The sequence below is a fragment of the Deltaproteobacteria bacterium genome (genome assembly GCA_019310525.1).
Lineage (GTDB): Bacteria > Desulfobacterota > DSM-4660 > Desulfatiglandales > HGW-15 > JAFDEE01.
Map to the genome: position 1 here is coordinate 20688 of JAFDEE010000005.1, position 13971 is coordinate 34658.

Genomic DNA, 13971 nt, shown 5'->3' on the forward strand with positions numbered 1-13971 from the left:
TCCGGAAAAATTTCGCCCGGAAGCGAACGCGGGCGGAGTATAAGCCAATCTTCCTACAGGGTCAAGATGATATTGCGGGATCCTGGAAGATTTTCCGGATGGATTCTTGGTAAGGAGGTCTGATCACCCCAACCTCGGTTATGATCGCGGTCACATAGGCGGCCGGTGAGATATCAAAGGCCGGATTGAAGGCCCTGACTCCCATTGGCCCGATGTTCCTCTTCCCGATCCTGATGATCTCCTCAGGTGACCTAATCTCCACCGGAATCAAGTCCCCTGAAGCGATATCGGGATCAATGGTGGACAAGGGAGCGGCGACATAGAAGGGTATCCCATTTTCCTTCGCCAATACGGCAACCTGGTATGTGCCGATCTTGTTGGCCACGTCTCCGTTGGCGGCGATTCGGTCAGCCCCGGTGACCACCAGGTCGATTTTGTTTTGGCGCATCAGGGAGCCGGCTGCACTGTCGGCGATGACTGTGACGGGAATATCCTCTTCCATGAGTTCGAAGGCCGTGAGCCTGAGCCCTTGAAGCCACGGCCTGGTTTCATCGGCGATGACCTGGATGTTTTTCCCCGCCTCGTGGGCCGCCCGGATGACACCCAAAGCCGTTCCATACCCCCCCGTTGCAAGGGATCCCGCGTTGCAATGGGTCAGGATGGTGGCCCCTTCAGGGACCAAGGTCGCCCCGTTCTCACCGATTTTTCGATTGATCGCGATATCCTCGGCAAGAATTCTCTCTGATTCCTCCCTAAGAGCCTTCTTGATCTCATCCGGGGGCCGGGAGGTCATCCTGTCCACAAGGGCCGACATCCTTACGACGGCCCACTTCAGGTTGACCGCCGTGGGGCGGGCCTTGACCATACGGTCCGCTATCCGTACAAAGCGCCTCCGGAAGGAGCCGTAAGTTTTAGCCTCAATGGACGCAGCCCCCAAGGCCAAGCCCATGGCTGCCGCCACCCCGATAGCCGGGGCCCCCCGGATGACCATATTCTCGATGGCCCGAATCACGTCCCAGTATCTCCTGCACACGTACCATTGAACGCGTGAGGGCAACTTGCGTTGGTCGATCATCCTGATCGTGTCTTTATGCCACTCAATGGTAGGGATCATATCGTCTCCGAATAAAGCGCTAGTCGATCTTCACCCTCCACCCGTAAGGATCCTCCTTTTCTGCGTACTGGATCGCCATGATCTCATCATAAAGCCTCTGGGAGATTTCCCCCATTTTGCCGCCGGCCACCAGGTAGTCCTCTCCTTTGTATGTGATCTGGCCCACGGGTGAAATGACCGCGGCGGTTCCCGTTCCGAAGGCCTCCTTGAGACGTCCGCTCGTGGCGGCCTCTACCACCTCTTCAATGGCAAGGGAGCGCTCCGAGACCTTCATCCCCCAATCCCTGGCCATGTGGATCACGGAATCCCGGGTGATTCCAGGCAAAATGCTTCCCGTGAGGGGCGCCGTGATGACTTCATCGTCGATCACGAAAAACATATTCATGGTGCCCACCTCTTCCACGTACCGGTGGTGGGCGCCATCCAGCCAAAGCACCTGAGTGAATCCCTTCTCCTTGGCCTCTTCCGCAGCAAGGAGACTGGCGGCGTAATTCCCGGCCGTCTTGGATTCCCCCACGCCCCCGACGACCGCCCGAACATACCGGTCTTCCACGTAAATCTTGACCGGGTTCAGCCCTTCCTTGTAGTAAGCTCCCACGGGGCCGAGAATGATGTAAAAAAGGTAGTTATTGGAAGGACGAACCCCCAAGTGGGGTTCAGTGGCCAGCATGGTGGGCCGGATGTAAAGGGATGTCCCCCTGCTCCTGGGGACCCAGTCCCGATCCAACAGAACAAGGCGCTTCATCCCTTCCATCACCAGGTCCACATCCAGTTCCGGCATGCAGATCCGCCTCGCGGAGCGGTTCATCCGCTTGATATTCTCTTCGGGGCGAAACAGATACAATCCGCCGTCCCTCCCGCAATAGGCCTTGAGTCCTTCGAAGATCTCTTGGCCGTAATGAAGCGCCATGGCAGCGGGATCGATGGCCAGGTCCCGGTAGGGTTCAATGCGGGGATTGAACCAGCCCGCTCCCGCCTCGTAATCCATCAGGAACATGTGATCGGTAAAGATGTCACCAAAACCCAGTTTCGAATCGTCCTCGGGTTTGGGTTTCAATTGTTCTTTCCGTGCAGGGGTCACCTTGATCTCCATGACCTTTCTCCTTCCCGTCTTGGTTAGCGTTACGAATGCCTTGAACCCGGATTATGCAATTGCCAAGTTTGCCGAAGATGCAAGGCCGCAAGGCGCGAAGACGTACTTTTAGTACTTCAAGCGCCTTGCAACGCAGCAGATTCAGCAAAATCGGCAATCCCGTATGGTGACAAATTTTGAATAGATTCGATGTTTCCGGACCGCATCTTTTTAGTGAATGCAATCTGATTTGGAAGCACACCCAACAACCTATAATGACTAAAAAAATAACATCTTTCAAAATTTGTCATGCATAATCTGGGTTGATATCACAAGGACAAGAAGATGACAACCCGCGAATTTATTCCCCGTTCCTCCGGATTTCCTCCGGGAGACCCCGGCAACTTTTCGCCTTGCCCATCCCTATCCCGGCCTATTGGATCTCGGGAATGATGTTGCCTCCTGAGGGGAAGACCGCGACATCACATTGCGGCATCACGTCCGCCACGCGGTTTACGGCCTCTTGAAGGTTTGCGGCATACTCGTATTTCATCATCTCCACCTGTTCCTTGCTAAGGCCTTCGGTGACGTGGATGACCCGGAACCTTTCGGCCAATTCCTTAAAGTAAACCACCTGCATGATGTAGGAGATCCCGAACTGCCTGAGGTGTTCGGGGATATCCCCCGAGAGCAGTCTGCGGTGAAAATCACTTGCCGTCTCGTCGCTTCCCATTTCCCGGATCAAGGGCATGATGGGTCCGGCCTGTGTCTGGGGCGCGACCCAGATGATGGTGCCGCCCGACCGTGTACAGAAACCCGCCATCACGAGGGCCTTGGTGGATTGAACGCCGATCTCTAAGGGATAGGCCGAAATGACGGTGACATCCGCAAGCCTCGGGATAGACACCTTATAGAGGTTCTCCGCAAAGGCGGCGGCAGCCCTCTGTTCCTCCACCGGGTCCCCGGAAAAGGCCCTGAGGATCTCCTTCTTCTCATTCATGACCAGATCCACCTTGAAGACCATGGTGGAAAGCCGCCCCGCATCCACGATTTCCTCCCAGAAATAATTTTTTTCCAACAAGTTGACCCGGCAATTGTGGTGGCGCATCCAAACGAAATGGTGGTCCGCGATGGTCCGGTATGAACAGACCCCCGGCATGATAAGCTTGAACCCTCCCCCATACCCGGCGATGGGATGGGGCATGCATTCACCTACTCCCACAGCAAGATCCGCGGAGGCCACGTGGGGATTAATCTCAACGAGGGTTCCCCGGCGGGTCCTGCCGATGATGACGTTGTCCGGTGCGTGGGGATCATGGCAAAACAGTCTCCCTTCGAGACGGGAAAAGACCGCTTCCCCCACCTTGCTCTTCAGTTGTTCGAGATCGAGGAGGGGATGGGTTCCAAGGGCGCACACACCCCTGATCCGTTCGTCCGGCACACCGGCCCGATTCAACCGGTCCATGATTTCCGGCAGCACAAGGTGCGCGGGGGTGGGACGCTGAAGGTCGTCAAAGAGGAGCGTTACCTCCATCCCCGGCCCGGCCAAATCCTCGAGTCTGGGGGCCCCTACCGGGTGGTCCAAAGAACGCCTGACCTCCTGCAGGGGGTCTTCTACGCCTTTCACAGGGGGGCGATCCTCCCCGGAAATCAGGCTCCAGCCTTCTGGGAGCGTGAATTCGATCCTTTTCTCCCCATAGTTCACGAAAGACTTCCTGTTCATAAATCCTCCTCCTGCGTTTGGAAAGGGGTTGAATCCAAATTATAGGTGTTTGGCGATGAACACAACTCGATCAAACAGGCGCCCTCCCTCCGCCACATGCATAAGGTGTGGCTCAGGTCGGGCGGACAATCTATCACATATAACTTCTTTCTTGACAGCAGGCTTTTTCATAGGTGCTTGAACGCTTGCCCGCTGGCTGTTTGGCGGGCTTGCCCCCCGGAATTATGGCGGGAACGTTAGCTTAGTGTCCATTCATAAATGAAAAAATTTGTGCAAGGTCAAGGAAGGCGAAAATTTTAACCACAGGAATACATTGAAGTATTTTGAGGATTAAAATTTGTCCGCGCTGCGCTTGGACTCCCCACCCTTCGGGCGGGTCCCCGGTTTGAGCCTGACGCAGCTTGTCACGCCGTAGCCATAGCGAAGACGGAAGATTGCGGAAATTGGCCATTTATGGATGGACACTAGCTTAGATCAAAAGGGGCATGGGGATCTTTTCTTCGTTCCCGGTCTCACGGCCTGGTTATTTCAAGGGGTTAGTGACGGGGGATTCTTGCCCCCTCCGCCGATCTCCCGCTTTTACAAGCGGGAGCCGGGGCTTCCCCCATCCCTAACCCCTTGAAATAACGAAGGCCTCCCAACAGGTCACTTCAGAAAAGATCTCCATGCCCCTTCCCCCGGTGGTGCGGACATTCGTTTTCATATGAAATACTTGATTCAGAAAGGGCCTGGAAAAAGGCCCTTTGTCAGTCAGGTTCGAGAGAGTCCGTTACAGTTGAAATTCTCGAGTGCCAAGGATTAATGCTTTCAGTTTTTTTCTCCTCGGAAGAATGGTTTGAACAAAGGCCGATGGCCCCTTTTCTGAAGTGACCGGCGGGATTATCAGTGGGGGAAGCCGCAGCTCCCGCTCTTTTGGAGCGGGAGAATGCGGAGGGGGCCGGTGTCCCCCGCTGATAAGCCGCTGAAAACACCAGCCCGGGAGCCTCCGAACGAAAGAAAAGGCGCCATCGGCCCTTCAAAAGCTGGTATCGAATTGAAGTACTCACCAAATCAGATTGAAAGAATATCAGGGATCTTTCCCTAATTCCATGGTGTTATATCTTATATTCCGAGAGAGCCTTGAAAAACATGGAAATTTCAACTACCCCGCTTAGATTACCAAGCGGGACAGGCACCCATACATTGAAGTATTTCGAATATCCATTGGATTAGAATGAAGGGGCATGGGATCCTTCTCCGGTGGTGCGAGCGGCCTTTAATCTGTTGACCTCATGGGGAGTTATATTCCCTCAGAGCTACAAAAAAAACAGAGAAGATGGGGGAACGACCCTTGAATTCAAATACCCCGGGAGGCAGCGGAAAGCAAGGGCCCTGGATTGGGCAAAAGAGGATGTTTTTCACAAAGGTCTCGTAGCGAGGAGAACATCCAGAGCCTCTTTACTTGAAGCAGTTTACTCTGTGAATCAGCGGCCGAGGAGCCCGGGCAACCAGAGGACCAAATCGGGCCAGGCGATGATCATGGTCATGGCGGCTATTTCGCACAGGATGAAGGGTACCGCCGCATAACAGATTTCCTTGATGTTGATATCCGCCGGGGCTACCCCCTTCATGACGAAAAGCAGCATCCCAAAGGGGGGCGTAATGAATCCGGTCTCGAAATTGATAAGCATCAGGACACCGAACCAAACGGGGTCGAATCCCAGCATCTTAACGATGGGCATGAAGATGGGCATGCAGATCATCATGATGGAGATGGTCTCCATAAATGTCCCCATCACGAATATTATGACCTGCATCCCGATTAAAATCACCAGGGGCGGCACATGGAGCCCCTCCACCAGCCCAAGGAGCCCCTGGGTCGCTCCCGTATAGGCCAGAATGCTGCTGAAGGAGTTGGAGGCGGCGATGATCATGAACACCATGACCGAGATTTCCAGGGTCCCCATAATGGAGGCCTTGAGCATCCTCCAGGTCAATCTCCCGTAAACAAGAGTGACCAGGATCGTGGCCAGGGCCCCCGAAGCGGCCGCCTCCGTCGGAGTCGCCACCCCCAGCAACATGAGCCCCAGGACCATGAAGATGATGAATCCGAGCGGGATCACATACTTGACGGTTGCCGCAACCTTTTCGAAAAAGGACGCGGCCTCGACATCGTAACGGGGGGCCAGAGAGGGATTCAACCAGCACCGAATGATGATGTAAGAGGCGATCAGCCCTCCCAGGAGAAGCCCGGGGATGACACCGCCCACCAGAATCTTCCCCACCGATATATGCCCGATGCTCGCCAATACTACCGCAAGAGAGGATGGCGGAATGAGCATGGCCAATCCCCCGACCCCGATGATGGGGCCGACGGCCATGGAAGTCTTGTATCCCCTCCGCCGCATTTCAGGGAGCAGCACGGTTCCCAGCATCGCGGTGTTGGCCAGGGTCGAACCACTCAGGGCGGCGAAGAGCACGCCGGCGCCTGCGGCCAGCAGGCTTAAGCGCCCGGGAAGGCGGCCCAGCCACTTGTCGATGACATCTATTGTATTATTGGCGATGCCCGAGTGGAACATCAGTTCACCCATGAGGATGAACAGGGGAATCGGGGTCAGGGTGAAGGTGGAAAGTGAGGAGAAGATCTGGAGGGTAACCTGGTGGAGCCCCATGGGGCCCATGAAAATCAGGATCCCCAGTATATCGATCATCAGGAAGCCGAAGGCGATTGGGAACCCGGTGGCGAGCAGGATTATCAGCCCCAGGATGAAGAAGCTTAGAACGGCCCACCACTCCATGATCACCCTCTCCTTTCCTCTGGTACTCCTTCCACTCCGCCCGGGCCCGGCGTTTCCGATCGCCCCCTGGTGCCTCTATCCGTCTCCGCCCGACGAAAAGAAGCAACGAGATTTCTCGCGAACTGGAGGCCCAGGGTAAGGAACCCGATGGGAATGATCACCAGAACGAGGTACTTAGGCACGTCCACGGCCTTTACATCCGTCACACCCCGTTGAAACTGGTTCCAGGTCACGACCAGGCTGTACCAGAAGAGCACCGAGCATACGCCCACACCCATGAAACCGTGCAAGATGTTGAAAACCCTTTTCGCCGGAGGTTTGAGCCGGGACGTGATGATGTCCATGGAGACGTGCTTGCCGCGCTTCAGAACCCAGGCCGATCCCAGGAAACACAGCCATAGAAGCGAGTACTCGTTGAACTGAACAGTCCAGAGGGGACTTCGGATTCCAACCAGGCGTGCGAAGATGCTGTAGCCGATCGAGAAGGCGAGAAAAAGGAGGAGAAGACCGGCCATGACCGCCATTGTCGCCAAAATCCTATCCAGGATTTTTCCAACCAAACCTTCTCCTCCTTCCCGAATGATTCGTTTTTCGATTACTTGGAAACCATTTCTCTCAGTTTGGGCCCGTTTTCCGGAGACTTCTTGATGACGACATTCCACAGAGCGGAGTAAGCTGCATCAGAAAATTTCTTCGCCTCTGTGGGGGGCAAGTTAATGAATTGTATTCCGAGTTTCCTATAGGCCTCGAATTTTTTCTTCATGAGGGCCTGGGCGCGGTCAATGGTATAATGCTCGGCCTGCTCTTCCGTTTCGATCAACAACTTTTGAAGATGTTGAGGGATCTGATCCCACTTCTTCTTGTTGATGAGCACAACGTTGGCGCCGGTGTAAAAGGGTACGTTGATGATATACTTTGTGACCTCCTGCCATCCCCAGTCGTCGATCAAACCTGCAATCCATACAAAACCGTCGACCACTCCGCGTTCCAGGGCAGTGTAAACGTCGGGCGGCGGGATGACCAAGGGCTGTGCTCCGAGGGATTTCAAGAAATTGATATGGGTCGGTGAGCAACGAATCTTCAGTCCGGTAAGATCAGCGCTTTTGACGGATTTGGTGAGGTAGACCATGAAGGGAAGACCGTTGCCCATCCTGCCGAGGTAAACACAATTGACCTTTTCCCTGTGGATTTTATCGAGAAAGTCATTGACTCCCCTGGCCCGCTCTTCCCATGGCCGGATCTTTGTAAGGCTGAGGGCGTTTGCCTCCGGTACGGCCGAAACGTAATATCCGTCGGTGGTGAACACCATGTCCACCAGTCCGTTGCGGGCGGCCTCCACCTGTTCACGGTTGGGAATTACTTCTGGTCCGCCTGCATACTTGATCTCAAGTTGTCCGGGATATTGCTTCTTGACGTTTTGATTCACCATTTCAATAAATTTCAAAAAATTCTGAACCTCGTAAACGGTCTTGGGCCATGCGGACACCGCCTTGATCGTCACCTTTTTCGGGGCCGCGATACTCACGGATGCCATCGATACCACCAAAATCAGCGCCATACACACCCATAGGAATCGCCTGAATAAACGCTTTCTGTCCATGTCTCCTCCTTTCAAACTTGTTTATTATAAAACAAAACCTCACCGCGGTAATGCTCCCGCGGTCTTCCCGTCTCCCCTGAAACCACAAAAAGATCCGGTCCGAATACTCCCATACATCAGGCCGGACCCAGCCCTCCTTCAACAAGTCTGTTTTTCTGAACGTCGCCTGAGTTCTTCCCAGGCCCGGTCCGTCTCATGCTGGATGGCCCGGAGTTCTTCTGCTCCCAGGTGCTTGAAGCGGCCCTGGAGGCCCAGGTAGGTCTCGACGGGGAGCCCTCTGGACTGGTAGTTGAGGGTATAGTGGATTCCATCCAGGATCTCATAAAGGGGAAACACGTTTGTTTCCACTGCGGCGCGGGCCACGCGGGGAGAGAGATGCTCGGCCGTTTTCCACCCCGTCGGGCAAGGTGAGAGTAGGTGGATAAACCTCGTGCCACGGATCTCCCTGGCCTTTTGCACCTTCGCTGCGAGATCCTCAGGGAAACCGATGGAGGCAGTCGCAGCATAGGGTATGCGGTGGGCGGCCATGATCTCCATGATCTGCTTCTTCCTCCGGGTATTCCCTCTGGGTGATGTCCCGGTCCAGGCGAACCGGGGGGTGGCCGAGCTTACCTGAATGCCCGTGTTCATGTAAGCCTCGTTGTCCAAGCACACATAGATGAAGTTCTCGTTTCGATCCGCGGCTCCGGAGAGGGACTGGAGCCCGATATCAAAGGTGCCGCCATCCCCCGCAAAGGCAAGCACGGGGATGTCTCCCCGACCCTGGATCTCCAGGGCCCTGGAAATGCCCGCCGCCGTTGGGGCCGCAATCTCAAAGGCCGAATGGAACATGGGCACGTCCAGCGTGGCATAAGGAAAGGGCCCGGAAATCACGGCGCTGCAGGAAGGGACTACCACCACGACCGCCGGTCGGCCCAGGGCCCGGAGTACCATACGCATACCCATGGCCACACCGCACCCCGGACAGGCCGAATGACCGGACCGCATGACCTCTTCCGGACGCATGATTTCTTGCGCTTCCATTACTCCCCCTCCGCCATCCAGATCGGCCCGTCCGTGGCCTCCTTCCGCTCCAGGGCATCCATGACCACCCGCTCGATCAATTCCGGGTCCACGTTGGAACCTCCTATCCCTGCCACGTATCCCTGGACCTGATGAGGAAACGGGCTGTTAATAAGCGCCGCCTTCAACTCGGAGCAAAAGATCCCTTCCCGCCCAAGGGAGATATTCCTCTCTATCACAGCTATCCGCGAAACCCGGTCGAGAACGTCTCTCAAAACCCGGGCAGGAAAGGGTCTGAAGACCCGGATTTTCAGGAGACCGATCCTATAGCCTTTCTCCCTGAGGCGTGCCAGGGCAACCCGGGCCGTTGAAGTGACGGTCGCCGTTGTGACCAGCACCAGGTCGGCGCCATCGATTCCCTCCGCCTCGATAAGGCCGTAACCCCGCCCGAAGACCTCGACGAATTCCCGGTCAACCTCCTCAACAACCTCCAGGGCATACTCCATGGCTTCCTGGCCAAGGCGGCGGTATTCCATGAACTGTTTCTGGGTGACCGTCGGGACCGCGTATCCGGGCTTGTCCGGGTCAAAACGCCTGGGGATGTCCACGGGGGGCAGGAAGCGGTCAACGAGTCCTTGCTCCGGCACCTCCACAGGCTCCATGAAATGGGAAATGAAATGCCCCTCGATCACCACCATACATGGAAGAAGAACTTTTTCAGCAATCCGGAAGGCCTGGATGACCGAGTCAAGGGCCTCCTGATTATTCTCGCAGTAGATCTGTATCCAGCCGGTGTCCCTCTGGGCGAGGCTGTCGGTCTGATCGCTCCAAAAGGCCCATGGACCGGCAAGGGTTCTGTTCACGTTGACCATCACCACCGGGGCCCTGCACCCAGAGGCGAAATGGAGCATCTCGTGCATCAGGGCCAGCCCCTGGGAGGAAGTGGCCGTAAAGGTCCGGACGCCCGCAAGGGAGGCTGCCAAACAGGCCGCCATTGCGGAGTGCTCGGATTCGGTTCGCATCATGACTCCCCCTAATTCCCCTGTTGCCTCCCATTCTGAAAGCCTCTCGTAGATCGGCGTCTGAGGGGTAATGGGATAGGCGGCCACCATCTGGGTCCGGCAGAGACGGACAGCCTCAGCAACTGCATGGTTTCCGGTCTGAAATTTCCTCATTTCGCCTCATCCATACTCATTACTCCCCCGGGGCACACGTCGACACAAACAGCACAACCCTTACAGTAGTCGGGGTCACACGTATACACGAAACGGTCCTCTCCGGGGGGTAGAATCGAAAGTTCCGGACAATAGAGAAAACACCGGTCACAGCTCGTGCATGTCCCGCAAAAAAAGCAACGGCCGGCAAGTTCCTTTGAATCGCTCCGACTCAGGGATTGATTGATTTCCCGGAAATTTCCAAGGCGATCTCCGGGGGAAAGCCGGGGGAGGTCGGCCCTCGGATGGGAATCGAGAAAGATCGGATCCATGCCATCGAAACGTACAACCATTTCCGGGTGCCAGCCCGGACGTTCATGAAACAGGGCATGGATGGAAAAAGAATTCCCCGATCCCAAAAGAACTCGGGCTTCGGCCTCCTCGAAGGATCGGCCGAGTACGGTCTGATGTATGGAAAGGGCCGCCCGCTTTCCCGCGGCGATTGCCCCTACCACGGACCCGGGGTAGTTCACTAAGTCACCCCCGGCATAGATCCCGCGAATGGAGGTTTGAAGGCTCTCTGCCTCGACCTTGGGTCCCCCTCTGGAATCCTTATCCAATGATACCTGTCCTTCAAGGATCGAGAGATCCGGTGCGCGGCCCACGGCCAGGAGAACAAGGTCCGCTTGCAGGACCATAGCCGTTGCATTGTCGTAAGCGGGACGGAAGGCCCCTTCGGCGTCAAGGACCGACAGGCACTTGATGAACTCGATTCCAGTCACCCGGTTCGCGCGGCCCGAAAAGGTCCTTGGTCCCCACCCGTTATGGAATACGACTCCCTCCTCCAGGGCGTCGAGGCACTCTCTTTCGTCCGCGGGCATCTCGTGTCTCTGCTCCAGACATACGAGATCGACCCTTCGGGCGCCGAGCCTCAGGGCCGTCAGGGCCGCGTCTATGGCAACGTTTCCGCCTCCAATGACCACCACCCTGCCTTCGATTTGCCTAGGCTCCTGTTGCACCTCCTTCAAGAAATTGACTGCGTAGTGAACTCCCTCCAGTTCCTCCCCTGTAATTCCCAGGTGCAGATCCCTCTGGGCGCCCAGGGCCAGGAATACGGCCTCGTGGTTATTACAGAGTTTTTCCAGCAGGAGGCGGTCCAGGCGGGTCCCGGTCCTTACCTGAATATCCAGAGAAAGAATCCGCTCCAGATCCTTCTCCAGGGCCTCCAAGGGAAGCCGGTAGCGGGGGATTCCCCACCGGAGAAGCCCTCCCAGGGATTCCTCCGCTTCCACCAGGGTAACGGGATGACCCATCCGGGCCAGATGGTAAGCAGCAGAGAGTCCGGCAGGGCCGGAACCCACGACGGCTACCGGAAGATCTCTCCCCGCATCCGTAAGGGGGACAGGCCGGGCCGTTCCCCAATCCGATGCGGCCCTTTCCAGGGCCCGAATATGGACCGCCCCGTCCCACTCTCCCCGGTTGCACTCCCCTTCACAGGGATGGTAGCAGACCCGGCCGCAGGTGCCGGGCAGGGGGTTCTCTTCGAGAAAGGCGGCCAGGGCGCCGTCAAAATCCCCAAGAGAGGCCCTGTAAAGGGCCGCGGGAATGTTGTTCCCCGCAGGACAGGCCACCCGGCAGGGAGAAGCCTTCTCTTCGTGCCGGGGCCTGCGGATTCCCCAGGTTCCCGTCTTGTTGACCTTGGAACTGTGGCGGGATATGGGGATGATCAACTCGGGATCCACGCATCGCCTCAAGGTCATCTCATGCCTCCGGTTCGAAGATTTCGAGTTTCTCGTATCCCTGCTCAAGGGCTGCCAGATTCATCTCCCTTTTGGCCGGGACCATTTCCTCCACCGCCCTGATCACGTGTTCCAGAGGAAGCTCGTCGTTGAAACGGCAATAGGCCCCCAGTACCGTGGTGTTGATCACATGCCCCAGTCCGACCTCCTCGGCGATCCCGGTGGCATCGATGAGTCCCAGGCGAAATCCAACAAGACCGGGAATAGCCGCTTCCGTTCGGGGTGTATTGATGAGGATCCCGGACCCAGAGCCCGCGACGGAGGAAAGATCCTCGGCGTCTAGGAGACTTTGATCGAAATAGAGGAGTTCGTCAGGGTTCTTGATGTCACATTTCAGTAAGATGGGATCCCGATCCACCCTGAGAAAACTCACAACGGGCGCCCCTCGTCGCTCGCCGCCGAAAAGGGAATAGCACTGGGGGTACATCCCGGCCTTAAAAAAAGCCATGCCGAGCATCTGAGAGGCCATGACGACACCTTGACCTCCCCGTCCGTGCAGCTTGATCTCCTTCATTCTCCAGCGACCTCGTTACGCGCTTGGGCCCCATCCCCTATAACGCTTAAAAAGACCTTTTTTCACCTTATCATGGAATACTGTACCCCAGTAAAATACCTAAAAACTTTCTTCACAAACGTTTCCAGGCTCCCTTTCCATCTCTTACCGCACGGCCTGCAGACAAACCGTGTCATAGGCCTTGATGACGGAAATGTTCCAGGCCGCCGATAACGACCCGTTTGAGTCCCTCGCCTTCTCTCTTCCCTTACCGCTATCTCCCGTTCTTCCCCGGAGGCACCCCTACCCTTCCTCGGTTCTCTATAAAGGCGTGTTCCTGGATACTCCTCTTGGCAAATTCCAGGTGCCTTCGCACCGCGGTGCCGATCCGCTTTTCGTCCCGTTTCTTAAGACACTCCAGGATGCCCTTGTGTCCTTCAATGGCCGCAAGAGCCGTCTCGGCCAGGTAGAGGCTCTCGATCCGGTAACGCAGCATGTGGCGGCGTAACTGCTCGCACAGTTCCATCAAGCGTTCGCTGCCGCTCGCCCGGACCAGGATCTCGTGGAATTCCGCATCCCGTTCCACGAAGGCCTTTGGGTTGCCCTCTTTCACCTCCCTTTCAGCCTCTTCGATGTTCTTCTCCAACGCTCGAATATTTTTGGAGGTAATTCTTTTGATGGCCCAGCGGGCAGCAAGGGTCTCGTTTACGGCCCTAATTTCACAGATCTCCTCGACCTCGTCCCAACTGAGCTGCTTCACCCTGTATCCCACGCGGGGAATAGCCACAAGGAGGCCTTCCCTTTCCAGCAGGTGAAGGGCCTCCCTCACAGGGGTCCTCGAGGTCTTGATCTGTTTTGCAAGGCGCGTCTCTATCAACCGGGCGCCGGGTGCAATGTTGCCGTTAAGGATCTCGTCCCGAATGACCCGGTATACCTTTTCACGGATAGATACAGGGTTTTGGATCGAGATTTTCAGTGTGTTTTCCAAGACCAGGGTATAGCCTTTCTTTGAGATATAGGTTTCGGGGGGTTAAAGACCTTGAGCAGCCTTCCTGATGGAATCGGATTATTCCAAAGAAAGGCAATTATGTATACTGTACCCCAATTTACAGAACCCTCTCAACACCTGTCAAGGGAAAAAACAGGCGCCTCAAACAAGATTTTTTGAGACTTTTGGTCAAAACAGGGTATGCCGCTTAAAGCAGGGGACGTTATTTCAGTCAATTTTTTGACGCAT

At 56.0% G+C, this 13971-nt stretch carries 11 protein-coding genes; all 11 read right to left on the reverse strand.

Features of this window, described 5'->3' with window-relative positions; genetic code table 11:
- Positions 1 to 61: 61 nt before the first annotated feature.
- Complete coding sequence (gene mtnA, locus JRF57_01285; GenBank protein ID MBW2302324.1) at positions 62 to 1114, reverse strand: S-methyl-5-thioribose-1-phosphate isomerase; 1053 nt, start codon at positions 1112 to 1114, stop codon at positions 62 to 64.
- A gap of 19 nt (positions 1115 to 1133) precedes the next feature.
- Positions 1134 to 2207 (reverse strand): branched-chain amino acid aminotransferase, encoded by a 1074-nt coding sequence (locus JRF57_01290; protein ID MBW2302325.1) that lies wholly within the window; start codon positions 2205 to 2207, stop codon positions 1134 to 1136.
- 412 nt (positions 2208 to 2619) lie between these two features.
- Positions 2620 to 3909: a nickel-dependent lactate racemase gene (larA, locus tag JRF57_01295; protein MBW2302326.1), complete on the reverse strand. Its 1290-nt coding sequence runs from the start codon at positions 3907 to 3909 to the stop codon at positions 2620 to 2622.
- Positions 3910 to 5372: 1463 nt separating this feature from the next.
- Positions 5373 to 6686 (reverse strand): TRAP transporter large permease, encoded by a 1314-nt coding sequence (locus JRF57_01300; protein MBW2302327.1) that lies wholly within the window; start codon positions 6684 to 6686, stop codon positions 5373 to 5375.
- Positions 6687 to 6688: 2 nt separating this feature from the next.
- Positions 6689 to 7246, reverse strand: a complete 558-nt coding sequence (locus JRF57_01305; GenBank protein ID MBW2302328.1) for a TRAP transporter small permease — start codon at positions 7244 to 7246, stop codon at positions 6689 to 6691.
- A gap of 35 nt (positions 7247 to 7281) precedes the next feature.
- On the reverse strand, positions 7282 to 8286 hold the full coding sequence (dctP, locus tag JRF57_01310; GenBank protein MBW2302329.1) for a TRAP transporter substrate-binding protein DctP: 1005 nt from the start codon (positions 8284 to 8286) through the stop codon (positions 7282 to 7284).
- Positions 8287 to 8424: 138 nt separating this feature from the next.
- Positions 8425 to 9309 (reverse strand): pyruvate synthase subunit beta, encoded by an 885-nt coding sequence (locus tag JRF57_01315; protein ID MBW2302330.1) that lies wholly within the window; start codon positions 9307 to 9309, stop codon positions 8425 to 8427.
- Positions 9309 to 10463 carry a pyruvate ferredoxin oxidoreductase gene (gene porA / locus JRF57_01320; protein MBW2302331.1) on the reverse strand — a complete coding sequence of 385 codons (1155 nt, stop codon included), beginning with the start codon at positions 10461 to 10463 and terminating at the stop codon, positions 9309 to 9311. The genes JRF57_01315 and porA overlap by 1 nt, the downstream gene beginning before the upstream one ends.
- Entirely contained in the window at positions 10460 to 12202 is a 1743-nt protein-coding gene (locus tag JRF57_01325) for an FAD-dependent oxidoreductase (GenBank protein MBW2302332.1), read from the reverse strand. The genes porA and JRF57_01325 overlap by 4 nt, the downstream gene beginning before the upstream one ends.
- Position 12203: 1 nt before the next feature.
- Positions 12204 to 12755, reverse strand: a complete 552-nt coding sequence (locus tag JRF57_01330) for a 2-oxoacid:acceptor oxidoreductase family protein (GenBank protein MBW2302333.1) — start codon at positions 12753 to 12755, stop codon at positions 12204 to 12206.
- 253 nt (positions 12756 to 13008) lie between these two features.
- Positions 13009 to 13722 (reverse strand): GntR family transcriptional regulator, encoded by a 714-nt coding sequence (locus JRF57_01335; protein ID MBW2302334.1) that lies wholly within the window; start codon positions 13720 to 13722, stop codon positions 13009 to 13011.
- Positions 13723 to 13971: the final 249 nt, after the last annotated feature.

Coding starts and splice junctions, on each gene's coding strand:
- mtnA (MBW2302324.1), bottom strand. CDS start 1,114: ATGATCCCTACCATTGAGTGGCATAAAGACACGATCAGGATGATCGAC.
- JRF57_01290 (MBW2302325.1), bottom strand. CDS start 2,207: ATGGAGATCAAGGTGACCCCTGCACGGAAAGAACAATTGAAACCCAAA.
- larA (MBW2302326.1), bottom strand. CDS start 3,909: ATGAACAGGAAGTCTTTCGTGAACTATGGGGAGAAAAGGATCGAATTC.
- JRF57_01300 (MBW2302327.1), bottom strand. CDS start 6,686: ATGGAGTGGTGGGCCGTTCTAAGCTTCTTCATCCTGGGGCTGATAATC.
- dctP (MBW2302329.1), bottom strand. CDS start 8,286: ATGGACAGAAAGCGTTTATTCAGGCGATTCCTATGGGTGTGTATGGCG.
- JRF57_01315 (MBW2302330.1), bottom strand. CDS start 9,309: ATGGAAGCGCAAGAAATCATGCGTCCGGAAGAGGTCATGCGGTCCGGT.
- porA (MBW2302331.1), bottom strand. CDS start 10,463: ATGAGGAAATTTCAGACCGGAAACCATGCAGTTGCTGAGGCTGTCCGT.
- JRF57_01325 (MBW2302332.1), bottom strand. CDS start 12,202: ATGACCTTGAGGCGATGCGTGGATCCCGAGTTGATCATCCCCATATCC.
- JRF57_01330 (MBW2302333.1), bottom strand. CDS start 12,755: ATGAAGGAGATCAAGCTGCACGGACGGGGAGGTCAAGGTGTCGTCATG.